Genomic DNA, 25,623 nt, shown 5'->3' on the forward strand with positions numbered 1-25,623 from the left:
CTCATCTCTGCCAGACTCACAGATGAGCGAAAGTGACCGGGACCGGCGCTCAGCCGTCGCGGGGCGACCGACGAAAGGGCTCGGATGGACCGGTTCTCGCATGATGGTCTCACCTTCGACGTCGTCGATTCCGGCCCCGCCGACGGTGACGTGGTGGTTCTGCTCCACGGTTTCCCGCAGACGGCGACCTCGTGGTCGAAAGTGTCGAAGGTTCTCACCGACAATGGTTTTCGCACCGTGGCACCGACCCAGCGCGGCTACTCCCCCGGCGCGCGCCCACGCGGTCGCCGGAGTTACCGGATGAGCGCACTCGTCGGCGACGTCGTCGAACTGATCGATCAGCTCGGTGCCGGCAAGGTGCACCTGGTGGGCCACGATTGGGGCGCCGCGGTCGCCTGGTCGGTGGCCGCCGCACACCCGGATCTCGTCCGGTCGCTGACGTCGGTCTCGGTTCCGCACCCCGGCGCGTTCCTCGAGTCCATGATGCGCAGCAAGCAGATCCTACGGTCCTGGTACATGTTCGTGTTCCAGATCCCGTGGCTGCCCGAACGGGCCGCGACAGGTCGCCCCGACGGCTTCGCCGGGATGCTGACCCGCACCGGCATGACCCGCACCGAAACCGAGGTGGTGCGTCGCGAGGTCCTCGAATCGGGTGCACTGACCGGCGGGCTCAACTGGTACCGCGCCATGTTCCTCAGCGGACCGAAGGATCTCCAGCGCCGCGTCCGCGTGCCCACGACACACGTGTGGAGCGACTGCGACTCCGCCCTCGATCGCTGCGGAGCCGAATTGGCGAAGGACTACGTGCGCGCCGACTACCGCCTGGAGGTCATGGAGGGCGTCTCGCACTGGATTCCCGACCACCGTCCAGCGGAGTTGGCCGAGATCATCCTGGCGCGGATCGCACGGTCCTGAGTCGCCCTCCGCTATGACAGCAGCACTCCTGGATTGAGCAGCCCCTCGGGGTCGAGGGCGTTCTTGATGATGCTCGTCAGTTCCATCACGTCGTCGCCCACCTGGTCACGGAGGAAGTCCTTCTTGAGGCGACCGACGCCGTGTTCGCCGGTGATGGTGCCGCCGAGTTCGATCGCCAGAGTCATGATCTCGCCGAACGCCTGGTTGGCACGCGCCGTCTCGTCGGCGTCGTTCGGGTCGTGCACGATCAGCGGATGCGTGTTGCCGTCGCCCGCGTGTGCGATGACCGCGATCGTGACGTCGTTCGCCGTCGCGATCGCCTCGACTCCGTCGATCAGAGCAGGCAAGGACGGAAGCGGAACCCCGACATCCTCCAGGAGTAACGATCCGATCCGTTCGACGGCCGGTATCGCCATGCGCCGGGCCGTGGTGAACGCTTCGGATTCGACCGGGTCGGAAGTGGAGAACACGTCGACGCCTCCACACGCGGAGAATGCCTCTTCGATGATCGCCACCTCTGCGGCTCCGGCCGGGCCCGGCGCATCGGACTGCGCGACGAGCAACGCCCCGGCGCTCCGGTCCAGCCCCATCTTGAGCATGTCCTCGACGGCGTTGATAGACGCCGAATCCATGAACTCGAGCATCGCCGGACGGATCTGCGACGTGACTGCGAGCACCGCCTCGCTGGCCGCGCGCACGTTCGGGAACGATCCGACGACAGTGCAGGCGGGCGCCTGCGGCGGCAGAAGCCGGAGCGTCACCTCGGTGACGATGCCGAGCAGCCCCTCGCTCCCGACGAACAGTTTGGTGAGCGGCAGCCCGGCGGAATCCTTGAGCTGCTTGCCACCCACTCGCACCGCGCGTCCGTCGGCGAGCACCACCTGCAGGCCCAGGACGTAGTCGGTGGTGACGCCGTACTTGACGCAGCAGAGTCCGCCGGCGTTGGTGGCGACATTGCCGCCGATGGAGCAGATCTCGAACGACGACGGATCGGGCGGGTACCAGAGCCCGTTCTCCTTCGCCGCTGCCTTCACCTCGGCGTTGACCAGGCCGGGCTGAGCGACGGCGGTCCGCGTCGCGGTATCGATGGACAGCTCGCGCATCTTCTCCGTCGACAACGTGATCGCGCCGTCGACGGCGGTCGACCCACCGGACAGGCTCGTCCCCAACCCGCGCGTGATGATCGGAACCTGGTGCTCGGCGCACCAACGGACCGTAGTCTGCACCTGCTCGGTGGTAGTCGGGCGCACGAGTGCGAGCGGCGTTCCGGCCGCGGGATCGAATGCCCGGTCCTGTCGGTATCCGCCTAGAATGTCCGGATCGGTGACGACCATCCCGTCCGGCAGTGCAGTGGTCAGCGACGATAAATCCGGTGCAGAACTCATGCCGGTCACCCTAATGCGCACGACGACCCGGGTGTGAGCCGGCTTGCACCCAAGTTCCAAAGGTGAGCTGAATCTGTGGTTGAATCCCACACGCGCCAGGCTGGCAACCGGGCTGGACGTGGGGGCGTCGCCACTCTCGCTGAAACCGTTGCCGATTCCAGCCGACCGCGCAGCGACAACCGTGGCGGACGGAATGGAGTCTCGCGAAGTGAAGAAGCTCAAACGCGCCCTGGTCGTGATGGCGACCCTCGCCGGCATGGCAGCGCTCGTGCCTGCTCAGGCCGCCGAAGCAGCTCCCCGAGCCACAGTCGGAGGCGGCTCGGGAATCGTTCTCAACGGCAACGCACGATGCACTATGACGACGGTCGGTCACGATCGCACCGGGCAGCTCGTCGGCCTCACAGCCGGCCACTGCGGCCCGCTCGGCGCACCGGTGACGTCCGAACGCACCCCGAAGGCCGGCGTCATCGGCCGTGTCATGGCAGCCAGCCCGCGCATGGACGTCGCCGTGATCAACCTCGACCAGGCACGGGTCCGCCCTGTCCGCCAGGTGGGCAAGGCCCGCATCTACAAGGTGGGCTCGTACCCGCGTCCGCACTCGAACGTGTGCAAGCAGGGCCGGTCGACCGGCTTCACCTGTGGACCGACGCTGCTGTTCCAGGGCGACGCGACGCTCAACTACGTGTGCTCCAACCACGGCGACTCGGGCGGCCCGATCATCTCGCGCGGTCGCGTCGTCGGAATGCTGAACGGCGCACTGCGCGTCGCAGGCCCGGGCACGCCGTCGATCGCATGCACCAACCGGAACGTCCCGCTGCACAGCCCGATGATCGCCACCAAGATGACCGACATCCTCAAGACGCTCAACCGCGTCGACACCCCGGGAAACGGGTTCCGCCCGATCTGACCGTTGCCCGGTACGCACCGACGACATGACGAAGGGCCACTCCGTTCGGAGTGGCCCTTCGTCGTTCGTACCAGCTGCTGATCAGTCGTCGACTTCGATGACGTTGCCCGTCACGGCATCCACCTCGACCTCCCGGTCGTCGTCGCCGTTCGCCGAGATGTCGATCGTGTAGGTGGTGCGGTCGCCGTCGTCGTCATCATCGCGATCGAGGCTCCACTCGGTGACTCGTCCGGGGACCCTCTCCAGTGCGACCTTCTGCGCATCCTCCGGCGTCTTGAGGGTGCCAACGTCGAACGTCTCGTTACGGTCGTCGTCATCGTCGTCATCACCGTCCCCGTCGCGCTGAACCACTTCACCGGTCTGCGCGTCCACGTGGACTTCGCGCTCCTGATTGCCCGCAGACAGTTCGACGTCGTACACGTACCGGTCGCCCTCGCGGTCGAGCGTCAGGTCCGACACCTCCCCGTCCGCCTCGGCCTTCGCCTTGTTGACGGCGTCGCGCCAGTCGATGGGCACCATCAGGACACCAGACTGGTCGTCGGCCCCCGACGGCGAAGTCGGAGCGCTCGGCGATCCCCGCTCGGGTGTCTGCGATCCGGCAGGCGCGGTCTCGGTGACGGTGCTGGCCGGCGCCGGCTCGGGGTCGTCGCCGCACGCTGCGAGCGGGACGGTGAGGGCGAAGGCGGCGCCGACTGCGGCGATTCTCGGTACGGTCCGGTTCGTCATACCACCTAAGGTACCGATAGTTCCTGAACCCGGCAGTGGGAAGCGTCGTCCCAGTGCATACGCTCAACGAACCAGCTCAATGCACCGGTTCAATGCGCCAGTGAGGACTTCTCCCGCGCATGCGGCGACGATGCGAACATGTTGAATCCGAGCGCGCACGAGATGTAGGCGGCGGCGTGCTGGCCGCGAACGCTGTTGCCGGCGAAATCGAGTCGCGGGGAGAACAGTCCGGTCGCGCCCTTACCCGGCGCGATGGAGACGATGCCGCCGGAGACGCCCGACTTGGCCGGCGTGCCGATCTCGAACAGCCACTCGCCCGAGCGTTCGTACATGCCGCACGACGCCATCACGGCGAGAGTGTCGCTGCTCGCCTCATTGGAGACGACTCGCTGGCCGGTGATCGGGTTGACGCCGCCGTCGGCGAGAGTCGCGCCCATCACTGCGAGGTCGTCGGCGGTCACCATCAGCGAGCACTGCCGCGTGTACACCTCGACGGCCTCCGCCGGATCCACCGCCATCCGTCCGTAGCTGTAGACCAGCCGGGCGATCGCCCGGTTGCGGTCATTGGTCCGCGTCTCCGACTCGTAGACCTCCTCGCTCATCTCCAACGGCCGCCCAGCGAACGCCGACAGCCCCTCGCGCACGATGGTCCACCGCTCGTCGATGTTCTCGCCCGGCACCAGGGCGGTCGTGCCGATGGCGCCCGCGTTGACCATCGGGTTGAGCGGCCGGCCGTCGTTGAGCTCTACCGCCATCACCGAATCGAACGGCAGCCCGGTGTTGTTGACCCCGATTCGCGCGACCAACTCCTCACGCCCGTATCGCTCGCACATCAGCGCGAACATGAACGCCTTCGAGATGGACTGGACGGAGAACGCGACATCGACATCGCCGACCGCATGCCTGCTGCCGTTGACTCCGACCAGGGAGATCCCGAACCACGACGGATCCGCTTCCGCGAGAGCCGGAATGTAGTCAGCGACGATCCCGTCGTCGTTGCTCGCGTATCGCTCGTGTGCGTCGGTGATCAACTGGCCTACGCGGCTCAGCGACGGCAGATCGCCCGTCGATACCCGCTGCGGAACATCGCTCAGATCAGTCTGGATCATGTGTCCCCTTCCCCCTGCATTCTGTGCCTTCTCCATACTGCCTGCCCCGCGCCCGATCGAGTGTCGGCTCTCCGCCATCACCTCGCCGGCCGCGGGTGTCGCGAGCACCTGCGCCATTGACCCCGATCCATCACCGGCGCACTCTGAAGCCACACCCTTCGAACCTGAAAGCGACCCCCGATGCGAGCCAAGAAGATCAGCACGAACATCCCCGTCGACGACATCGCATCGGCTCGCACCTTCTACACCGAGTTCCTCGGTCTGAGCACCGAGGAGTTCAACCTGGGCTGGGTCGCACGTTTCACCGACCCGGACTCCGGCGCGCATGTCCAGCTCGTCACCGGCGACAAGACGGCTCCAGCCGATTCGGCCATGTCCGTACACGCCGACGACGTCGACGCGGCCTACGCCGAAGCGCAAGGACTCGGCTACGAGATCGTCTATCCGCTCACCACCGAGGAGTGGGGCGTCCGCCGGTTCTTCGTCCGCGCGCCCGACGGAACCCTGCTGAATATCGTCCAGCACCGCGAATAGGTCGCACTCGTCGTCTGAGTGGTACCGCACAGGAGCACCATCGGCCTATAGAGCAATGCCGCCCCCGTGCGGTACCACTCCTCCGAGCATTCACTGCCGCCCTCGGTCTGGACACCGCATCCCACTCGATACCCTGACTCGATGCAATTCGACGAGATCGTCGCGGTGCGGACCACGAGCGCCGCGTGGCGGCTGCTGCGGGCCGACAACGCCCCGCTGGTGCTGTCGTTCCTCGGCCGGGTGTTCGTCGACGACAACATTCGTGAGATCTCGGAGTCCGAGCTGGTCAGTCTTCTCGACGACGAACTTCACACGCTGAACGCCAAACTCGGCGACGGCTCCTACCCCCGCCCCCCGAAGGCCTACCTGGACGAATGGTCGGCGCCCGATACGGCCTGGCTGCGCAAGTACTACGTCGTCGAGAGCGACGAGCCCCACTACGATGCGACACCGGCCGTCGAGCGGGCCGTCGCATGGGTGCGATCACTGCAGGACCGCAGCTTCGTGGGCACCGAGTCGCGGTTGAACACGGTCTTCGACCTACTGCGTCAGATCGTCTACGGAACCAACACCGATCCCGAGGTCCGACTCGCCGAGCTGCGTCGGCGCCGGTCCGAGATCGATGCGGAGATCCAAGCTGTCGAACGGGGCGAGGTCAGCGTGCTCGACGCGTCGCGCCGCCGGGACCGCTACCAGCAGTTCGGCGATGTCGCCCGGGCATTGCTCTCGGACTTCCGCGAAGTGGAGGGCAACTTCCGCATGCTGGACCGCCAGATGCGTCAACGCATCGCCACCTGGCGCGGCACCAAGGGCGAACTGCTGGACGAGATCGTCGGCAGTCGCACCCTCATCAGCGACTCAGACCAGGGACGAAGCTTCCAGGCCTTCTACGACCTGCTGTTGTCCGCTGACCGTCTCGACGAACTCGACCGACTGGTCCGCGAAGCACAAGCCCTCGACGACGTCGCCGACACCGACAGCCGCCTCACCAACATCCACCACGACTGGCTCGACGCGGGCACGCGCGCGCAGGAGACGGTTCGCCGACTCTCCGAACAGCTGCGCCGATTCCTGGACGACCAGGCCTGGCTGGAGAACCGTCGGGTCATGGACCTGCTCCGCAACATCGAGGCTTCGGCGTACACGGTGCGCGATCTACCGGCCGCCGAGTTCGGACACGGGATCGATTCGCCCACGCCGACGGTGAACCTGCCGATGGAGCGCCCTCTCTACCGGAGGACGGCAACCGTCGAGGTTTCGAGCGACGACGTCGAAGAGGGCGAGTCGGACGGTGATTCGGATGCGTTGTTCGAACAGATCCACGTCGATCCAGCGCCGCTCATCGACGGCGTCCGCAAGGTTCTGCGCGGGCGGGACCAGGTGACGCTCGCCGAAGTCGTCGCCGGCGCTCCGCTGCAGCAAGGACTGGCCGAGCTGGTCACCTACCTGTCTTTGACCGACGAGAGTTTCGCGAAGGTGTTCGACGAGAAGGCCGAGGAGGCCGTGTCGTGGACCGACGAGACGGGCACCGGGCGCACCGCCCGCGTACCGCGTGTCATCTTCACCCGCGCAGTATCGACCCCGGCACCATCTGCCACCGTACCGTCCACCACCGCACCGTCCACCACCGTGCCACCGACCGAGCAGGAGGGCCCATGAGCCGCGCCGTGCCCCGCGACGAGCTGAACCTGTCCCTGGCGGTCACGTCGCTGATGAGGGGCGTCGTCTATCGCGACGCAGCCGAGACGACGTGGCAGCACGTCGTCGGGCTGGCTGCGCAGGTCAGCGACCACGTGGCGACCATCGGCCTGCAGGTGGTGATCGACGAGGCTGAGGGGTACGCGTTTCTGCGCTCGAAGTCGGACGACGAACTCGCCGACCTCGGGATCCCGCGATTGGTTGCCCGGCATCAGCTGCCGTTGCACACCTCGCTGCTGCTCGCCCTGATGCGCAAACGACTCGCCGAGCACGACACCACCGATGCAGGCAACCGTCTGGTCCTCACGGGCGACGAGTTGCGCGAGATGCTCAGCCCGTTCTTCCCCGCGACCACCAACGAGGCCCGCACCACCGACCAAGCCGACACCGCGGTCCGGCGCGTCACCGATCTCGGGTTCCTGCGCCGCATGCCCGGTCAGGACGGCGAGTTCGAGGTGCGCCGTGTGATCAAGGCGTTCGTCGACGCGCAGTGGCTCGCCGACCTGGACGCTCACCTCGCCGAGTACACCGAGATCATCCGCGAGGAGGCACGATGACCACGACGGGACTGTTCGCGGCCACCGAGTTGGAGAGCAACGAATCGGCTCGGTCGGGTTTCCGGCTGCAGAAGTTCCAGGTGTTCAACTGGGGCACGTTCGATCAGCGAGTGTGGACGCTCGACCTCGCCGGCGAGAACGGGCTGCTGACTGGCGACATCGGATCGGGCAAATCGACCCTCGTCGACGCCCTCACCACCCTCCTCGTTCCGGCGCACCGCGTCGCCTACAACAAGGCTGCCGGCGGCGAATCGCGCGAGCGCGACCTGCGGTCGTACGTGCTCGGCCACTACCGATCGGAGCGCAACGACGCCACGGGTTCGTCGCGGCCGGTGGCTTTGCGCGGGATGTCGAACTACTCGGTGATTTTGGGCGTCTTCGCCAACGAGGGCTACGACGAGACCGTCACGTTGGCGCAGGTGTTCTCGATGCGCCACGACAGCGGCCAGCCGGAGCGGTTCTTCACCGTGACCGATCGAGGCCTGGACATCGCGACCGATTTCGCCGGCTTCGGCACCGACCTGCGAACGCTGCGCAAACGCCTGAAAGACAGCGGAACCCGCATCCACGAGCACTTCCCCGAGTACGGGCGCGACTACCGTCGCTCCCTCGCCGTGCGCTCGGAGCAGGCGATGGACCTGTTCCACCAGACGGTGTCGATGAAGGCCGTCGGCAACCTGAACGACTTCGTTCGCGATCACATGCTCGAACCGTTCGATTCGAGCGGCTGGGTGCACACGATGGTGTCGCACTTCGAGGACCTGACGGCCGCGCACGACGCCGTCGTCCTGGCCCGCAGGCAGCTCACCGAGTTGTCCCCGTTGCTCGCCGACCACGACAAGTATCAGAGTCACGTCGAGATGGCGTCCGAATTCAAGGAGCGACGCGGCGCCCTCCGTGCGTACTTCGCGAAGCAGCGGTCCGAGCTGCTGAGTACGGAGTTGGAGTCGTACAACCGCGATCTGTCGACAACTCGCAGCGAGCTCGAGGGAGTCGACCGCGATCTCGCTGATCTGCGGATCGAGCTGCGTGAGTTGGAGTTTCGTCAGGCCGGCCTGGGTGGCAACGACATAGCGGCTCTCGAGAATCAGATCGTCGAGGCGCAACGGCAACGCGAGGAGCGGGCTGGCGCATACGAGCGGTACACCCGCCTGCTCACCGACGCCGGACTCGCACCAGTCGAGGACCGCGGACAGTTCGAGCAGCGCCGCACCGAGGCGACCGACGCCGTCGTCGAGTTGGACGTCGAGACCGCCGACACCGCTAACTCGATCACTGAACTGGTGGTGGATCGTCGCCAGCTCGACGCCGAGGGACGTCGGATCGCCGGCGAGATCGCCAGCCTTCGCGAACGCACCAGCAACATCCCCGATCGCAACCTGCGGATGCGCGAGATGATCTGTCAGGGCGTCGGCGTGGAGCACGACGAGCTGCCGTTCGTCGGCGAGCTGATCGGCATTCGTGCCGACGAGAGTCGTTGGGAGGGTGCGGCCGAGCGTGTGCTGCGCGGCTTCGGACTGTCGCTGCTCGTCGCCGGCGATCTGTACGACCAGGTGTCGAGCTGGATCGACGCCAATCACCTCGGTGGCCGCCTCGTGTACTTCAGAGTTCCCGAGCGGGTGTCCGCCAACGCCGGACCGACTCCCCCGAGTAATGCGCTCGCCCACAAGCTCGACATCAAGGACGGCCCGTTCTACACCTGGTTGGAGCGACGACTGTTCGAACGTGCTCGCCACGTCTGCGCGGAGTCTTTGGACGAGTTCCGCGGGGCGGACTACGCGGTCACGGTGAGCGGCCAGGTCCGGTCGGGCGGCGGGCGGCACGAGAAGGACGACTCGCGGCGAGTCGACGATCAACGGAACTTCGTGCTCGGCTGGAGCAATGAGCAGAAGGTCAACGCTCTGTTCAGCGCGGGTCAGCGCGTACAGGACGATCTGAACCGGATCGACTCGGAGATCGAGGAAGCCGATGACCGACGCAAGCGACTCATGGACCGGCGCAATGCATTGACGGGTGTGGACTCGTACTCGAGTTTCGATGTCGTGGATTGGATGTCGGCCGCGACGCGGATCGCCGAGCTGACCGGACGGAAGTCCGATCTGGAGCAGTCGTCGGACGAGCTCGCCGAGGTGACGGAGTCGATCTCGTCGACCCGTGATCAGGTATCGGTCACCGATGCGACGCGTGACGGACTGCGTGACAAGGTGTCGCGCCTCGAGGTGGCACGAACGCAAGCCGAACGATCACGCGGCGCGGCTCAGCAGGTCATGTCCGACCCGGACTTCGACTATGCGGCAACGTACTTCGATGCGATCACCGAATCGGTCGACGAGTACCGCGGCGCGGTCAGCGGCGGTGCGGACCACGAGCTGACGGCCGGTGAGTGCGCCGAACTGGAGGCAACGCTCGCCGAGCGACTGACCGATGCCGCCGAGCAGCATTCGAGCCGGGCGGGGACGTTCGAGACCCGTGTGGTGAACCGGATGTCGGAGTTCAATCGGAACCACCCGGTACTCACGACCGAACTGGACGCCGACATCGCATCGGCGCAGGAGTACCGCGAATTGCATCGCCGTCTCGCCGAAGACGATCTGCCCCGGTTCGAGAACGAGTTCAAGAGCTACCTGAACACGAACGCGATCCGTGACATCGCGATCTTCGCTGCCAAACTCAACAAGGAAGTGCACCTGATCCACTCGAAGATCGACACGATCAACGAGTCGCTCGCCGGCATCGAGTACAACACCGGTCGGTACATCCGACTCGAGGTGAATCCGACGCAGTCACAGGAGATCCGAGAGTTCCGCGCGGATCTGCGCCGGTGCAGCGATGGCGAGATGGAGCTGGGCACCGAGGAGGAGACGTACACCGAGGAGAAGTTCCTGCTCGTCAAGGCGATCGTCGAACGCTTCCGTGGCCGCGAGGGTTTCGCCGAAATCGACCGTCGCTGGACCGAACTGGTGACCGACGTTCGCAACTGGGTGACGTTCGCCGCGTCGGAGCGACATACCGAGGACGATTCCGAGTACGAGAACTACACCGATTCGGACGGCAAATCGGGCGGCCAGAAGGAGAAGCTGGCGTACACGATACTGGCGGCGTCACTGGCGTACCAGTTCGACCTGAAGTGGGGCGCCACCATGTCCCGCGACTTCCGCTTCGTCGTCATCGACGAGGCGTTCGGCCGGGGCTCGGACGACTCCGCCCGCTACGCCCTCTCCCTCTTCGCCCGACTGGGCCTGCAGCTCCTCATCGTCACCCCGCTGACGAAGATCTACACGATCGAGCCCTTCGTCTCCGCCGTCGGCTACGTCGAGAACCGCGGCGGAAACTACTCCCAACTCCAGTGCCTCACCATCGAGCAGTACCGGGAATCGAGAAAGGAGCGGGTGGCGCCGCCTTCGTAACTCTCCATCTTCACTGCTCGAGCGAGCTGCCCCCTCACTGCTCGAGCAAGCTCCCCCGCTACTCGAGCGAGCTCCCCCCGCTGCTCGAGGAAGCCTCCCCCTCGATAGCCGAGCAGCCGTCCCTCGATGACAGAGCACGCCTGGCTCCTCGATAGCCGAGCACTTCTCCCTCGATGACAGAGCACGCCTGGCTCCTCGATAGCCGAGCACTCCTCCCTCGATGATTGAGCGAGCGCAGCGAGTCGAAATCACGGCGACAGATCCCCGAAATGGACCCCCGTACCCTGACTCCATGCCCTTCCACGGTTTCCCAGTCGCCGCCCTCGACTTCTACGACGATCTCGAGGCCGACACTTCGAAGCCCTTCTGGGAGGCCAACAAGCACATCTACACATCATCTGTCGCCGCCCCGATGAACGATCTCGCGGAAGCCCTTTCCGGTGAGTTCGGTGAACCGAAGGTTTTCCGCCCGTACCGCGACGTCCGATTCTCCAAGGACAAGACCCCCTACAAGACCCATCAGGGCCTGTTCTTCGCGCACGGTCCGGCGACCGGCTACTACGTGCAGATCGGTGCGCCGGGGGTGATGGTCGCTGCCGGCTTCTATCACGCCGAAGCGGACCGCCTAGCCGCACTCCGCACCGCCATCGACACCGAAGCCCATGGGAAGGAACTCGAACGTCTCCTCCAGAAGCTCACGAGATCCGGGTGGACAGTCGGCGGCGACACGCTCAAGACCGCGCCGCGAGGCTGGCCGAAGGACCATCCGCGAATCGAGCTGCTGCGGCACAAGTCGCTCACGGTCAGCCGCGATTACGGCTTCGAGGACATAGTCCACTCCCCCGAGCTTCTCGACCAGGTCCGCGAACACTGGCGTCAGGCGACGCCGCTCGTCGATTGGGCTGTCGCCCACGGCTGAGCACTGCCTCGGCCCTGTCACCGGCCGGCGCGTACATCCACCCACTGAGTCCCGCTCGGCTCGACGTGCGCAGACCCAGCAGTCGAGGCCGCAACCGCTGCCTCTGCATCGGCCAGATCCGACGTCGCGAGCAGGAGTGTCGCCTGGGCCGCGTACTCGGTCTCGAGCACTGCTATGCCACGGGCACGCAGCTCGGCTTCCACGCGACCCGCATCCGCGTGCGGAAGGCTCACCCTCGAGAGGGTCCGCTGCTCCCGCCGAATCACCGTCGCCGATTCGAGCGCGCTCGCGACGGCATCGCCGTACGCACGCACCAACCCGCCGGCGCCGAGGAGTGTGCCACCGAACCAGCGGACGACAACGGTCGCCACATCACTGAGTTCGGCTCCGCGTAGGACGTCGAGCATCGGCGCGCCAGCTGTCCCCGACGGTTCGCCGTCGTCGTTGCTGCGCATCGTCTCTGCCCGCGGCCCGAGAATGAACGCCGAGCAATGATGACGCGCATCATGGTGCTCGCGTCGCAACTCCGCGAGTAGTGCGCGGGCGGCGTCCTCCGTATCGACCCGGCGCACGACGGCGAGGAACCTGGACCGCTTCACGTCGACCTGACCGATCGCGTCGGCCGGCCCGGCAACAGTGAAGTACGGAGGTTCGGTCACCTCCACATGGTTTCAGATCGAGTCGGACGCAGCTGAAGCCGCCGCGGCCGGAACTGGGCTAACGTCCAGGTACTGACTCGTCATTGTGAGGTGCGTATGAAAACCATGCGGGCGCTCCGGATCCTCGCGGGATTCCTCGCGGTGGTCATCGTGGTGGTGATTCTCTGGGTCGACCTGGCCACCGACCTGTGGCAGAAGTACGTCGTCATGTCGGGTCTCGCCGCCGGTCTCGTCACGTTCGTGTTGACGGTGTTCGTCGTCGACAAGGTGATCGCCCGGTCGGCACACGAACGGTGGGAACCGGTCACGCTGCTCGCATTGGGCGACCTGCGGCGACGGATCGCGCCTGCGGGCCCCGAGGGCACTGCTCTTCAGGACGAGCATCTGCTCTCAGATCCGGATGCGATCGCGATCGCCCTCGAGCGTGAGCGTGACTCGATCAGTATCGCGATGGCCCGATGGGCATCGTTTCTGGCGGTGAGCGCAGACGTCGCCGACATCATGGATGCGGCGGCCGATTTCGCCCTCGAACTCGATGCTCTCGACGATCTGGTTGCGGCACGTCGTCCCCCCTCAAATGATCCCGAGGTCGCGGCTGGGCTCGCAGCACTTGAGCGAGCACGCGGATCACTTCTGGAAGCGATCGATGAGGTCTTGGTTACGCACAGCGGATACCGGCGGTCCACCGCCCTACGAAGCCGGCGACTTCAGACTGCGCCTAAACCGAGTATTCCCTGAGTCACTCAGTCCGGCCTCACCGCACCCCCGCCTCGATCAGCGCAGCCTGATCAGCGATCGCGATCGCCAACCCACCGGCAGTCGTCGGGTGCAGCGGGGCATTCCCGTCCATACCCTGCACGAAAGGCTCCGGCGAGCAGAGTCCATGGCCATCGAAGGACGGCTTCGCCGTGTGGAACGACGCTGCCTCGGCGCCCTCGGCGAGAACTGTGTTCAGGGAACCGAGCCAGCCGCGCAGAAGGTCGACCTTCTCCTCCGTGATTCCCAGATCTCGAACGCACTGAGTGTCGCCCGGCAGCGGATCGTAGTACTGGTTGATGATCACCGTCGGCGGATCCGGCAGTGACCGCAGCCGCATCAGCAACACCAGGTAGTCCCGCGCGAAGGATTCGATCCGCTGGTGGAAGTAGGCGTCGCCCGCGGCACCGCCGCAGTCCGGGAGCGCAGCACACGCGCCGACCATGTGCGACCAGCCGACATCATTGGCGCCGACGCTGATGATCAGTGCGCTCGGGCCCGCCTCCAGCGCCGCTGACAACTGCGGCGGAAGCACTGTGTCGCCCCGATTCTGCTCGCCGAGGAGACCGGCACGAAGGGTCGCACTGCTGCACGCCAGATTCGTGATCTGCCAGTCCGATGCCCTGCCGAGGGCAACCGGGAACGCCCCACTGGTCCGCTCGCAGGCGGTGTCGTCCGGAGTGGCATCTCGCAGCGGCGGATTGCCGATACCGGCAGCCGTCGAGTCACCGATGACCACCACCTTGCCCGATGTCACTGCCGGCGTCGTCTGCGGCCCCGACTCCGTGATGGGTGCAGCGCCGAGCAGCGATGCCAGCGAGGTGATCCCCCGCAATTGGTCGGCTGCGGAGAAGGCGGTCGCGAGAACGGCGCCGACGTTCAGTGCTACGGCGAGCAGCACTCCGACCGACACCATCGCGACGGATGCGCGGACGGAGCGCCGCTGCCACCCGGCCACCGCGCCCATCAGCACCAGCGACACCCCGATCACGATGAGCACCTGGATGATCAGATAGTTCCGCCAGCCGCTGACCAGTGCGTCCCGCAATTCGTTCTGCGCATCCTGACGGGCGGAGTCCTGACGGGCGGGGTCCTGGCTGCCGGGTCCGATCAGATCCGTCAACTGCTCGGACAGACGTAGGTCGGTCAGTTCGAGTCGCGGCCGAACCGGCCCGGGGAAGTCGATCGCGGTGGGCAGACGCTCACCGAACAAGTCGACCTCACCAGGTCCGCTGAAGGAGGCTGACGGCGCCGCCGCGCCCACACGGACGGTCTGCCCGACCGCATCAGCCGACTGCATCGGGGTGAGCCACAACGAGGTCGCGATCGCGATGGCCGCCACCACGAGCATCACAACGACGTTGACGACCCGCTTCAGCATGGGCCGAGCATGACATGGTCGTCGGACAGTCCGCAGTCAGTCATCACCCGTGCGAGACGCCGGGGTCGAGACGACATCCGCTCAGTCACGATGCACGCCGCAGATAGTCGCGCATCTCGTCCGCGGTGCGGTCGTCGAATGCCACCAACATGACCTCGCGAACCTCCGCCTCGGAGGCTGCGACACTGTCGATCGCGGCCGCGATCGCATCCCCGCGCGGCCACCCGTAGACACCGGCACTGATCAACGGAAACGCGACAGTCCCCGCACCGAGCAGATCGGCCACCTCCAGGCTCCGCCGATAGCAGCTTTCGAGCAGACCCCGATCCCGCTGCCCGGCCGCATGATTGGGGCCGACCGTGTGGATCACATACTGCGCCGGCATGTTCCCAGCAGTCGTGAATCCGGCGTCGCCCGTGTCGAGTCCGTCCGGGAATCGTTCGATGCAGTCCCGCAGGATCTCCGATCCTCCGGCCCGGTGGATCGCGCCGTCGACTCCCCCGCCACCGCGCATCGCGCGGCTCGCAGCGTTGACGATCGCGTCGACGTCGAGCGCAGTGATGTCACCGTGAACGACCGTGATGGCAGGCATGACCTGAGTCTGTCACCGACAATCGGCACGCACCAGGTCACCGGGCGGGCGGGATACCACCGCTCGGCGGGCCGGGAGGCGGACCGCCCTTTCCGCCGGGTCCACCTGGGCCGCCTCCTGCGTCGGCCTCCGGCTTCGTCCTCGTATCAACGCGCACCGGCAGCGTCGCCGTGTATCCAGAGACCGCGTTGCCCATCACCTTCGCGACCTGAGACTTCCCATTGTCATCACCGAACACGTTGTCGGTCGCCAGCGTGATGCGCGCCAGGTTCTTCGCCGAGCCCCCGTACTCCGAGCGCTTGTAGACGACGTCGCACATCGCCTTCGGGAGCGCGAGCTGCGAGGTGGCGATGGCCTCGGTGTGGTCGGTGATCGACCCGACGTCGGGGTAGACCTCGAAATGAACGTGCGGCCAGCGGCCCGGATAGCAGGCGGGGACGATCGAGGTGAACGTGACGGCGCCGTCCTCGTCGGCGACCTGTACGCCACGCAGATAGGTCTCGTTCTCGATGCCCTCGGAGTACAGCGAGTACTCGCCCTTCGCATTGCAGTGCCACACGTAGACGGCGACGTTCTGGAACGGCTGCTCCCGCCGGCGATGTCGGTGACGTTCAGGGTGAAGGTCAGTGGCACGCCTTCGGCGGTGGCGCCCCCTCCGATGCTCGATCGAATGTCCCTTCGCACGATGCCCGCGCGGTGCAGCACGTCCGGACCGTTCGATCCGTCGCCCGGGTACGGCCCCGCTGTCTCGTCCGGAATCTCACCGGCCGCAGAATCGGCCGACGACCCACCCGACGCGCCTTCTCCCGAATCCCGCGAGCACGCGGCCAGCAATGCAGTAGTGGTCCCGACGCCGAACAGCGCAAGGACGTTGCGCCTGGTGACCAGTGTCTGGATGTCGAAGGACGCTCCCTGATCGACGATCTCATCGGCGGCGTGGTGGAGCAGTCGTCCTTCGTAGGCGGGACCGTCGGGAGTCTGCTCTACCGCCGGCCAGCGGCCTATCGGGCCGCGTCTGGGTCCTGTATGGGGTGTCATGCGTCGACTATCGCAGCGCAGACCGGTCGCAAGCTGCCTGTTCGCTGTGAGTGCGCTGGGAGTGGCTACCCGTCGGCAGCATCCAGGCGCTCAGCCACTTCTTCCGGGAATCCGCCTGTCGCGATCGGTCCCCAACGGGTCGGCGTCACGCGGATCAGCGACTTGTTCTGCAACCGCATCGCCGCGCGGTACTCGTCCCAGTCCGGGTGCTCGCCCGAGATACTGCGAAAGTAGTCGACCAGCGCGTCCTCCGACTCGGGCATGTCGAGGACCTCCGCGGTGCCGTCGACCTGAACCCACGCGGCGTTGAACTTCTCGGACAGGACCAGCAGGCTGACGTGCGGCGCACGCTTGGCATTGGCCGTCTTCGCACGGCCCGGGTACGTCGCGATGACGATCCGACCGTCGTTGTCGACGCCCGCCGTCACCGGTGACATCTGCGGCGAGCCGTCGCGCCGGGTGGTCGTGAGAATCATCTGGTGACGGGGCCGGACGAAGTCGAGGAGGTCGTTGCGGTCGACATCAGTGTTGGTTGCGATGCTGCGTGCCATGGGTTCGACGGTACTGAGGTATCGACACCGTGGCAGCGGTATCGACCCGTGACAGCCGACTTGAGGTGATCGGCGTCCGCTGCCCTGATCGGCTGCCCGGCCCACCCTGCATCCGCCCCGATGTCGGATGCATGTGGGATGTTGGTAGCGCATCCATTCACGAGGAGATCCCGCCATGCCACCGCGCCGCCGCTCGCAATCCGCGACCCCGTCGCTCACCGCCGACGACCTCGCCCGCCTGACCGCCGCCGTCGCAGAGGGACGACGAGCGACGGTGTACCTGCGAGAAGCAGTGCCTGGTCTCGGCTTGGAGGCCGGCAGTTCGGCCCGCGTCCTGTCGGTAGCCGGCACTGCTGTGACCGTGAAGCCGCGCGGTGTCGACGACGAACTTCCCTACGAGGCCGACGAACTGCGGATCACCAAGAACGCTCCCCCGAAACCCGCGGCTAGGAAGCCTGCGCCGAAGAAGCCGGCAGCTCCCAAGAAGCCGGCAGCTAAGAAGAGTTCCGCGACAACTGCTCCGCGTACTGGTGCGCCCGAGCCCGCCGAGGCCGCACCAACCGTCGCCCCTCGCAGACCCACCGTCAAACGCACATCGACCAGAACCGCGAAGTCCGTGAGCGTCACCGTCTACGGCTCCGCAGATAACGAATGGTTCGTCGCCATGACCCGTGGCACCACTAAACCGCCGCGCGCCCGAGCCGTGGCGCCCGAGGCCGTCGACGCCGCCATGCGCGAACTCGGCGACACCATCGCGCACGATGCGGTGGCCTCGGTGATGAGTGCGGCGCGCGAGGACGCCAAACGCCGCGTAGACGAACTCAGCCGGGAACTCGAAGCGGCCCGGCAGGCCCTGGCAGTGCTCGACAGCACCGACTGAACGGCTCACCGGATCAGTCCGGTTGGGTTACCAATTGCGGATTCGGCGATAGCGCCGAGTCCCGTCCTCGATAGCGACGCGGGTCTACCCTGGGCACTGTCAGCCAGACCCGAGTCACGCTAGGGGAACGCATGAGCTACACCGTTGCCGATCTCATCGTCGACACCGTCGAAGCCGCCGGAGTCAAACGGGTTTACGGCATCCCCGGCGACTCACTCAACGGCTTCACCGACGTACTGCGGGATCACGACAGCGTCACCTGGCAACACGTCCGGCACGAGGAGGCGGCAGCGTTCGCCACCTCCGCCGAGGCCGCGATGACCGGCCAGCTCGCCGTCTGCGCGGGCAGCTGCGGACCAGGCAACCTCCACCTGGTGAACGGTCTGTACGACGCACATCGGTCTCGGGTGCCCGTCCTCGCGATCGCCGCCCAGATACCCGGATCTCTCGTCGGCACCAACTACTTCCAGGAGACCCACCCCGAGGGCATCTTCTCCGAATGCAGCTCGTACTGCGAGACCATCAACACCGTCGACCAGCTGCCGTACGTGCTCGACATCGCCATCCGCACCGCCGTCGAGCAGAGCGGTGTCTCGGTCCTGGTGATCCCCGGCGAACTGTTCCTCGCCACCATCGACCGGCCCGACAAGGTCTCGCGGATCCGCGCCGCCGACACCATGATCCGACCCAGGCAGGAGTCGATCCGACTGGCGGCCGCCCGTCTCAACGAGTCGAAGAGCGTCACCATCCTCGCGGGCGCGGGCGTCCAGGGCGCGCACGACGAACTGATCGCATTGGCCGACAAACTGCAGGCGCCGATCGTGCATGCGTTGCGCGGCAAGGAGTTCGTCGAATACGACAACCCGTTCGACGTCGGCCTCACCGGATTGATCGGCTTCTCGTCCGGCTACCGCGCCATCGAGCACTGCGACACGCTTTTCATGGTGGGCACGGATTTCCCGTACCAGCAGTTCCTGCCGTCCGATGCGCACACCATCCAGCTCGACATCCGCGGCAGCCAGATCGGGCGCCGCACCCGCGTCGATACCGCGCTCGTCGGATCCGCAGCCGACACGCTTCCGCTGATCACCCAATTGATCGATGCCGGGCGCGACGACGGGCACCTGGAGAAGTCGGTCAAGCACTACAAGCGCAACCGCAAGGAGCTCGACGAGCTCGCCTCGCCGTCCGACGTAGGCGACCCCATTCACCCGCAGTACTTGACGAAGCTGATCTCCGACGCCGCTTCCGACGACGCCGTCTTCATCCCCGATGTCGGCTCCCCCGCCGTGTGGGCGGCCCGCTACGTGACCATGAACGGCAAACGCCGGATGATCGGATCGTTCAGCCACGGCTCCATGGCCAACGCGCTTCCGCAGGGCATCGGGGTGGCGTCGGCCTGCCCCGGTCGGCAGGTGATCGCTCTCTCCGGCGACGGCGGTCTGGCCATGCTGTTCGGCGAGCTCCTCACGCTGATGCAGCAGAAGCTGCCAGTGAAGGTGGTCGTCTACAACAACTCGTCGCTCAACTTCGTCGAGCTGGAGATGAAGGCGGCCGGCTTCGTGAACTTCGGAACCGAACTGCAGAACCCGGATTTCGCAGCTGTCGCCGAAGCCATCGGCATGCGCGGGTGGCGCGTCACCGAATCCGATGCACTTCCTGGCACCGTCGACGAGTTCCTGGCGCACGACGGCCCGGCACTGCTCGACGTCGTCACCACGCGGCAGGAGCTGTCCATCCCGCCGACCATCACGGCCGCGCAGGCCAAGGGGTTCGCCCTCTACGCCCTGCGCACCGTCATGTCGGGTAAGGGCGACGAACTGCTGGATCTCGCCGAGACGAATCTGTTCAAGCGGTTGTTCTGAGGGGCGACGAATTATCACCTGGAGTGAGACTGCGCGCATTGACGCAAGTTCATGCGTTCGGGTGAACGCCGCTACACCGACCTGGCCTCTTCGAACCACTCAGAACAGAAACACCAGGTGGATCCACATATTTCTCGGTAGTTCTGTCGGAGGCCGGACATACGTTCAGTGAACCAACTATTTCACGCAGAACGGACCAGTCCGATGTTTCCGACCCAGTATCCCGACTCACAACCAGACTCGCACCCTCCCCAGAAGCGGGGGCCAGGCGCCCGACGCTTTCTCGTCGCCGCGGTCGTCGCCAGCGTCGTGGCACTCGCCGGCGGGACCGGCGGATATTTCATCGGGGCAAACGGCTCCGATGCTCCCGGAGTCTCCACTGCTACCGCCGAGCCCGCCGCATACACGGGGTCGGCCACAACTAGTACGTCTCCCACACCGGTCACTCCCGACGACTTCATCCTCAGCGTCCTCGTTGAAGAGAAGCGCTGCTTCGGCTCGGCCGGATGTAACGTGACATTCTCAGTGACGCCCACTTTCATGTCTTCATTGAGTGTCTTGGACGGACGGAGTTTCAAAGTGCTGTTCGAGGTTTCGGGCACCACCGACACCGTCTTCGAGAAATTCACGCTAACTGGGAACGACATGCTCATCGACAGCAGCCTGTCTGCGCAGGTCGATACCAGCGAATCTGAGATCACCGCACACGTGACGCAAGTCGTCGAGACTACGACCTATTGACTTGCCGACCTCCCGGCTCGTCAACCCGGTCTACAGCGGGACAAGCGAAATCAGGAAGGAGTGTCAGCCGAGGTGCGCCTGCACCTCGGCGCTCGACTTGTCGAGCCGCTCCAGCCGGCCTTCCGTCATGGACGCGATCTGGTCAACGATCACCCGCATCCGCACGTCATCATCGTCTGCTCGGTTCCACCGCGTCGCGAAGAACGGGTCGAGCCCGCCCGGCGCGGTGACGAGCAGCATCTCGGCGACCCGGTGAATGCGCTCGCGCTGCCGGTCCTGCCGGGCCCGGTGCCGCGGGTTGGAGAAGATGAACCGGAGTGCGACGGTCTTGAGGACCGCGACTTCGGCGGCCACATCGTCGGGCACCGTCAGGTCGGCCTGATAGCGGCGCACCGGCCGGTCCCCCACTGCCGCGCGGGTGGACGTGATCGCGGTGGAGGCGAAGCGTCCGATGAGCTCGGACGTGAGCCGCTTCAACCGCACGGACGCGTCCAGCGACCCGTCGTACTCCCCGAGAGACGCGAAGATCTTCATCTCCGACAACCGCTGTGCGGCGTCCACGAGAGGCTCCGGGTCGAGTCCCTTGAAGTAGTGGATGCCGAGTTCGGCTAGTTCGGTCTGATCGGCACGAGAACCCAACTGGCGCAGATCGATTCGGCCGCCGATCACACCGTCCTCAAGGTCGTGCACCGAGTAGGCGACGTCATCGGACCAATCCATCACCTGTGCCTCGAGGCACCGGCGACCCTCCGGAGCTCCGCTCCGCACCCAGTCGAGCGCGGCCTCGTCCTCGACGTACGCGCCGTACTTGCTGCCCGGGGACTTCCGCGACCACGGGTACTTCAACGCCGCATCCAGCGATGCGCGCGTCAGATTCAAGCCGGCGCTCTCCCCATCCGGCCACAGCGTCTTCGGTTCGAGTGAGGTGAGGATGCGCAGATTCTGCGCATTGCCCTCGAAACCACCACGCTCGCGCGCGACCTCCTCGAGCGCCCGTTCACCGTTGTGTCCGTACGGTGGGTGCCCGATGTCGTGCGCGAGGCCCGCCAGCTCGACGAGGTCGGGGTCGCAGCCCAGACCGACCGCGATGCCGCGACCGATCTGGCCCACTTCCAGCGAATGGGTCAGACGCGTACGCGGGTTATCGCCCTCTCTCGGGCCGACGACCTGCGTCTTATCCGCGAGGCGCCGCAATGCCGCAGAGTGCAGCACGCGGGCGCGATCGCGGGAGAAGTCGCTCCGATGATCGGTGGCGGGATCGTCGGTGTCCGCCAGCTTCGGCGACTCGGCGACCATCCGTTCCAGGTCGTGCGCGTCGTAGGCCGCCATCGACGGATCTGCCGCGAACCGATCAGATGAAGCGGAATTAATCGTTCGACCACCCACGCGCAGCGGCCAGGTCGAGAATCCGCGAACGGATCGACGTGATCTGACGTGCCGTCAGGTCGGGCGACGAATCGAGCAGCAGTTCGGTGATCTCGTTCGACAGCGGGCCGCCTGCGCTACGCGCCGGGCGACGGGGGCCGCGGTCATCGCGACGGTCGTCACGGCGGTCGTGGCGGTCCGGACGCTCACGGCGATCGCCGCGGTCGCGGTGTCCGCCACGCTCTTCGCGACGGAAGCCGCGCTCGGCAGCAGGGTCGCCACCCGGAGGAGCCTCCTCGGTGACGTTCACATTCGTGGCCTTGGAGCCACGGTCGGTGCTCTCGACGTCGAACTCCACGACCGCGCCCGGACGCAGCAGGTTCTCGTCGATGCTGATGTCGTTGATGTGCAGGAACACGTCATCCCCGCCGCCTTCCGGCGCGAGGAAACCGAACCCACGGTTCGAATCGAAATGCACAACTTTTCCGCTAGCCACCACAAACTCACTCTCTGAGAGCCGTCCACACCGCGAACCCCTTGCCCACGCGACGAACTCCTCCACCAACTATGCCTTATCTACGATGCGGTTTGTAGCCGAAGCCGCAGGTGAGGGTGTGATGCCGGACAGGCGATCAGCAGTCGTAATCGTCGGGGAACCGTACGCACAGTGGTGGAAGCGGTTGGTTCGGGCCGTAGCCGTCACCCGAATCCGGATCAAACGTCGGCTCGATGTGCACCCACTGTCCGTTGGTGCAGGTGGAGTAAGTTCCGCCGCCGTCATTGGTGACCGCCCCTTCAGCACACTCCGCTGCCTGCTCGGTGGTCCTCGGTTCGGTAATCGTCGGTTCCACTGCTGTCTCAGTGGGCTTCGGAAGCTCGGTCTGCGTCACAGTCTCGACGGGCTGTTCGACGGTCAGTGTTGTCGGCGACGCCTTGAATCGCCTGAAGTCCCCGCGCCAGACCGCTTTACCGATCGTCACCGTCGCATCCCGAAGCTTCGACTTCTCCGTGGCGAACCCTTCCTTCACTCTCATCGACCCGCCCGCTGCCACCGATGCGGCCAGTCCTCCGCCAATTGAACTGTCGTCCGGCTCAGTCGCAGAATTCACGGGCGCACCGGCAGATTTGAGAGTCACCTGTGGCCACTGCGCTGGTTCGAATGTCCGTTGGCTGGAGTTCTGCAGGATGAAAGTAAATACCACGCCCGGTACTGGTTCCCCCGCACTGCCGACAGGCACGAGGGCTCCGTCATCGACAGTCTCAATCGTCATAGTCAGTCCCGTGACGCGTGCCGCTGCAGAGGGTCCAGCAGGCCCTGCTGTGGTCTGCGACGTGGCTGTTCGATCAGGCGAGGATTGCCCATCGTTCGTCGCACACGCCCCTGTTCCGAGCACGAGAACCGTGGCACACGATGCGATGGCCATCCTGATAGTTGCCTGCAACTGGTCGGTTTTCACTCCGTTCACAAGTCGAAGATTAGCCAGTTGAGACGACTGTGGCGGGGCTCAATCGTGCCACGTCATCCAGGTTCACCCATTCGGACCATAGGAGGCTCGCCCGCATTCAAACACTTTCGATGGTCCACGCAATGCTCATACTCCCTCACCACGGAGAATGGCCGATATATCGGTCTCCGAGGGCAATCTTCCCTCCGAGGACGCTATTCTGGCCGTTCGCCGCAGCACTTCTCGCCGCAGCACTCCTCGACGACAGCTCACGTAAGCCGACGACAGCACCGTGTAAGAACCTCGGCGCAGAGTCAGCGGCATGACAACGACACTCACGGCGCACGGCGCCGCCACTCCAGCACCCGGGCCGGGCACCGATCTCGCGATCGACGCTCGCGGCCTCGTCAAACATTTCGGAAGCACCAAGGCCGTCGACGGCGTCGATCTCGCGGTTCCTGCGGGCACCGTCTACGGCGTCCTCGGGCCCAATGGCGCGGGCAAGACCACCACAGTGAGCATGCTCGCCACACTCCTCACTCCAACGGCGGGCAGCGCGAAGATATTCGGCTACGACATGGTCGCCGATTCGGTCGCGGTCCGCTCCCTGATCGGCGTGACCGGCCAGTACGCATCGGTTGACGAAGACCTCAGCGCCCGTCAGAACCTGATGCTGTTCGCCCGACTCCTCGGCAAGTCACGCAGCGAGTCGAAGTCGCGCGCCGCGGAGCTGCTCGCCGACTTCGCCCTCGATGAAGCCGCCGACCGCCCGCTCAAGGAGTTCTCCGGCGGCATGCGTCGGCGTCTCGACCTGGCGGCGAGTCTCCTCGACACGCCACCCCTGCTGTTCCTCGACGAGCCGACGACCGGTCTCGACCCGCGCACTCGCGCCCAGATGTGGGAGACCATCCGAAAGCTCGTCGCGCAGGGGTCCACGGTGCTGCTCACGACCCAGTATCTCGATGAGGCGGACCAGCTCGCGGACCGCATCGCGGTCATCGATCGCGGCCGGGTGATCGCCGACGGGACCGCCGATGAGCTCAAGGAATCGGTCGGACTCAGCACGCTGACCCTCGCCCCCGTCGACCGCGCGGACGCGCCGACCGTCGCGCAGCTCGCCGAATCCGTCCTCGGCGAACCGGCGGCGCTCAGTGCCGAAGCCGGCCGCATCACCGCGCCCCTGCACCGCCAGGACCTGGTACCCGACCTCCTCATCGCACTGCGCGAACGCCAGATCACCGTCGACGAGATCACCGTGTCCAAGCCGAGCCTGGACGAAGTCTTCCTCACCATCACCGGCCAGCCCGAGCAGCTCTCCGCGACCGCCGACAACTCCTAGGAGCCGATCATGACCACCACACTCACCCCACCGAAGCCTGGAAGCGCGATCAGCGTCTCCGCCGTCCGCACCCGGGCGCAGCACTCCATCGGCCTCGCCGAGACTGTCCGCCAATCGTTCTCGATGGCCTACCGCGGTGTCCTCAAGATGCGTCACAACCCTGAGCAGTTCTTCGACGTCGTCCTGCAGCCCATCATCTTCACGTTGATGTTCACCTACATCTTCGGCGGCGCCATCAGCGGCGACGTGTCGAGCTATCTGCCGGTAATCATCCCCGGCATCCTCGTGCAGACCGTTATCGTGACGTCCATCGTCACTGGCACCCAGCTACGTGAAGACATGAACAAGGGCGTCTTCGACCGCTTTCGCGCCCTGCCGATCGCCCGCATCAGTCCGCTCGCCGGGGCCCTGCTCGCCGACGTGGTGCGCTATCTGCTGGCGACCACCATCACGTTCGGCGTCGGCATCGCGATGGGCTGGCGCCCCGAGGTGATCGGCGTCATCGGTTCGACACTTCTGATCCTGGTGTGCAGTTTCGCGGTCTCGTGGATCTTCGCCCTGATGGGCTGCCTGATGAGTAAGGCGTCGACCGTGCAGGGCATGTCGATGATGATCATGTTCCCGCTGACGTTCATGTCGAACGCGTTCGTCCCGGTCGAGACCATGCCGGGCTGGCTGCAGGGATTCGTCAAGGTGAACCCGGTGAGCCACCTGGTGTCGGCGATCCGCGAGCTGTGCAACGACGGACACGTGGGCACACATGTCGTGTGGAGTCTGGTCGGCGCGGCCGTGCTGATCGCCATCTTCGCTCCGCTCGCAGTGCGCGCCTACATCCGCAACGCCAAGTAGTCGCG

General features: G+C 65.9%; 25 protein-coding genes. 14 read left to right on the forward strand and 11 right to left on the reverse strand.

Annotation, left to right across the window (positions count from 1 at the left end; translation table 11 throughout):
- The first annotated feature begins 84 nt into the window (after positions 1-84).
- Positions 85-915: an alpha/beta fold hydrolase gene (locus FO044_RS09575; protein ID WP_132991660.1), complete on the forward strand. Its 831-nt coding sequence runs from the start codon at positions 85-87 to the stop codon at positions 913-915.
- Positions 916-926: 11 nt separating this feature from the next.
- On the opposite strand, the gene FO044_RS09580 is transcribed toward FO044_RS09575, so the two are convergent.
- Positions 927-2,300 (reverse strand): FAD-binding oxidoreductase, encoded by a 1,374-nt coding sequence (locus FO044_RS09580; RefSeq protein ID WP_143965529.1) that lies wholly within the window; start codon positions 2,298-2,300, stop codon positions 927-929.
- A 79-nt stretch (positions 2,301-2,379) separates the two neighbouring features.
- Between FO044_RS09580 and FO044_RS09585 the strand changes: the two genes are divergently transcribed.
- Entirely contained in the window at positions 2,380-3,207 is an 828-nt protein-coding gene (locus FO044_RS09585; protein ID WP_244945735.1) for a S1 family peptidase, read from the forward strand.
- Positions 3,208-3,288: 81 nt separating this feature from the next.
- On the opposite strand, the gene FO044_RS09590 is transcribed toward FO044_RS09585, so the two are convergent.
- Together FO044_RS09590 and glsA are read right to left on the reverse strand one after the other, a co-directional pair.
- Entirely contained in the window at positions 3,289-3,933 is a 645-nt protein-coding gene (locus FO044_RS09590) for a PepSY domain-containing protein (protein ID WP_143965531.1), read from the reverse strand.
- Between the two features lie 89 nt (positions 3,934-4,022).
- On the reverse strand, positions 4,023-5,042 hold the full coding sequence (gene glsA, locus FO044_RS09595; protein WP_143965532.1) for a glutaminase A: 1,020 nt from the start codon (positions 5,040-5,042) through the stop codon (positions 4,023-4,025).
- A 180-nt stretch (positions 5,043-5,222) separates the two neighbouring features.
- On the opposite strand from glsA, the gene FO044_RS09600 reads away from it, so the two are divergent.
- The 5 genes from FO044_RS09600 to FO044_RS09620 all read left to right on the forward strand — a co-directional run bounded on the left by FO044_RS09600 (position 5,223) and on the right by FO044_RS09620 (position 12,157).
- Positions 5,223-5,576 (forward strand): VOC family protein, encoded by a 354-nt coding sequence (locus FO044_RS09600; RefSeq protein ID WP_132991665.1) that lies wholly within the window; start codon positions 5,223-5,225, stop codon positions 5,574-5,576.
- Positions 5,577-5,717: 141 nt separating this feature from the next.
- Positions 5,718-7,235 carry a DUF3375 domain-containing protein gene (locus FO044_RS09605; RefSeq protein ID WP_143965533.1) on the forward strand — a complete coding sequence of 506 codons (1,518 nt, stop codon included), beginning with the start codon at positions 5,718-5,720 and terminating at the stop codon, positions 7,233-7,235.
- Entirely contained in the window at positions 7,232-7,831 is a 600-nt protein-coding gene (locus tag FO044_RS09610) for a DUF4194 domain-containing protein (RefSeq protein WP_143965534.1), read from the forward strand. Before FO044_RS09605 ends, FO044_RS09610 begins: the two co-directional genes overlap by 4 nt.
- Positions 7,828-11,238 carry an ATP-binding protein gene (locus FO044_RS09615; protein WP_143965535.1) on the forward strand — a complete coding sequence of 1,137 codons (3,411 nt, stop codon included), beginning with the start codon at positions 7,828-7,830 and terminating at the stop codon, positions 11,236-11,238. The genes FO044_RS09610 and FO044_RS09615 overlap by 4 nt, the downstream gene beginning before the upstream one ends.
- Before the next feature lie 292 nt (positions 11,239-11,530).
- Positions 11,531-12,157, forward strand: a complete 627-nt coding sequence (locus FO044_RS09620) for a DUF2461 domain-containing protein (RefSeq protein WP_143965536.1) — start codon at positions 11,531-11,533, stop codon at positions 12,155-12,157.
- 17 nt (positions 12,158-12,174) lie between these two features.
- On the opposite strand, the gene FO044_RS09625 is transcribed toward FO044_RS09620, so the two are convergent.
- A complete protein-coding gene (locus tag FO044_RS09625) occupies positions 12,175-12,816 on the reverse strand; it encodes an IMPACT family protein (RefSeq protein ID WP_143965537.1) in 642 nt (213 codons plus the stop codon).
- 96 nt (positions 12,817-12,912) lie between these two features.
- Between FO044_RS09625 and FO044_RS09630 the strand changes: the two genes are divergently transcribed.
- A complete protein-coding gene (locus FO044_RS09630) occupies positions 12,913-13,554 on the forward strand; it encodes a hypothetical protein (RefSeq protein WP_143965538.1) in 642 nt (213 codons plus the stop codon).
- Positions 13,555-13,570: 16 nt separating this feature from the next.
- Here FO044_RS09630 and FO044_RS09635 read toward each other — a convergent pair whose 3' ends face one another.
- The 3 genes from FO044_RS09635 to FO044_RS15230 form a co-directional block, all read right to left on the reverse strand.
- The gene (locus tag FO044_RS09635) at positions 13,571-14,953 is read right to left on the reverse strand and encodes a GDSL-type esterase/lipase family protein (protein WP_143965539.1); all 1,383 of its coding nucleotides are present in this window, start codon (positions 14,951-14,953) and stop codon (positions 13,571-13,573) included.
- Between the two features lie 85 nt (positions 14,954-15,038).
- Complete coding sequence (locus FO044_RS09640; protein ID WP_143965540.1) at positions 15,039-15,545, reverse strand: O-acetyl-ADP-ribose deacetylase; 507 nt, start codon at positions 15,543-15,545, stop codon at positions 15,039-15,041.
- Between the two features lie 37 nt (positions 15,546-15,582).
- Complete coding sequence (locus tag FO044_RS15230) at positions 15,583-16,104, reverse strand: dioxygenase family protein (protein ID WP_342353733.1); 522 nt, start codon at positions 16,102-16,104, stop codon at positions 15,583-15,585.
- A 111-nt stretch (positions 16,105-16,215) separates the two neighbouring features.
- Here FO044_RS15230 and FO044_RS15235 point away from each other — a divergent pair, with 111 nt between their 5' ends.
- On the forward strand, positions 16,216-16,461 hold the full coding sequence (locus FO044_RS15235; protein WP_342353734.1) for a hypothetical protein: 246 nt from the start codon (positions 16,216-16,218) through the stop codon (positions 16,459-16,461).
- 187 nt (positions 16,462-16,648) lie between these two features.
- Here the strand turns inward: FO044_RS15235 and FO044_RS09650 are convergent, their stop codons facing one another.
- Positions 16,649-17,134 (reverse strand): PPOX class F420-dependent oxidoreductase, encoded by a 486-nt coding sequence (locus tag FO044_RS09650; RefSeq protein ID WP_143965541.1) that lies wholly within the window; start codon positions 17,132-17,134, stop codon positions 16,649-16,651.
- Positions 17,135-17,309: 175 nt separating this feature from the next.
- On the opposite strand from FO044_RS09650, the gene FO044_RS09655 reads away from it, so the two are divergent.
- From FO044_RS09655 to FO044_RS09665, 3 genes are all read left to right on the forward strand, one after another.
- Positions 17,310-18,014, forward strand: a complete 705-nt coding sequence (locus FO044_RS09655; protein ID WP_143965542.1) for a DUF6319 family protein — start codon at positions 17,310-17,312, stop codon at positions 18,012-18,014.
- A gap of 131 nt (positions 18,015-18,145) precedes the next feature.
- Entirely contained in the window at positions 18,146-19,879 is a 1,734-nt protein-coding gene (poxB, locus tag FO044_RS09660; RefSeq protein WP_143965543.1) for a ubiquinone-dependent pyruvate dehydrogenase, read from the forward strand.
- Positions 19,880-20,083: 204 nt separating this feature from the next.
- On the forward strand, positions 20,084-20,620 hold the full coding sequence (locus FO044_RS09665; RefSeq protein ID WP_132991678.1) for a hypothetical protein: 537 nt from the start codon (positions 20,084-20,086) through the stop codon (positions 20,618-20,620).
- 63 nt (positions 20,621-20,683) lie between these two features.
- On the opposite strand, the gene FO044_RS09670 is transcribed toward FO044_RS09665, so the two are convergent.
- From FO044_RS09670 to FO044_RS09680, 3 genes are all read right to left on the reverse strand, one after another.
- Positions 20,684-21,949: a deoxyguanosinetriphosphate triphosphohydrolase gene (locus tag FO044_RS09670; protein WP_143965544.1), complete on the reverse strand. Its 1,266-nt coding sequence runs from the start codon at positions 21,947-21,949 to the stop codon at positions 20,684-20,686.
- Between the two features lie 37 nt (positions 21,950-21,986).
- Entirely contained in the window at positions 21,987-22,484 is a 498-nt protein-coding gene (locus tag FO044_RS09675) for a cold-shock protein (protein WP_132991680.1), read from the reverse strand.
- 133 nt (positions 22,485-22,617) lie between these two features.
- Positions 22,618-23,256, reverse strand: coding sequence for a hypothetical protein (locus FO044_RS09680; RefSeq protein WP_186290524.1), 639 nt, complete (start codon positions 23,254-23,256; stop codon positions 22,618-22,620).
- Between the two features lie 496 nt (positions 23,257-23,752).
- On the opposite strand from FO044_RS09680, the gene FO044_RS09685 reads away from it, so the two are divergent.
- Positions 23,753-24,769, forward strand: a complete 1,017-nt coding sequence (locus tag FO044_RS09685; protein ID WP_143965546.1) for an ATP-binding cassette domain-containing protein — start codon at positions 23,753-23,755, stop codon at positions 24,767-24,769.
- Between the two features lie 9 nt (positions 24,770-24,778).
- On the forward strand, positions 24,779-25,618 hold the full coding sequence (locus FO044_RS09690) for an ABC transporter permease (RefSeq protein WP_132991683.1): 840 nt from the start codon (positions 24,779-24,781) through the stop codon (positions 25,616-25,618).
- Positions 25,619-25,623: the final 5 nt, after the last annotated feature.

This window comes from Gordonia zhaorongruii, assembly GCF_007559005.1.
GTDB classification, from domain to species: Bacteria; Actinomycetota; Actinomycetes; order Mycobacteriales; family Mycobacteriaceae; genus Gordonia; species Gordonia zhaorongruii.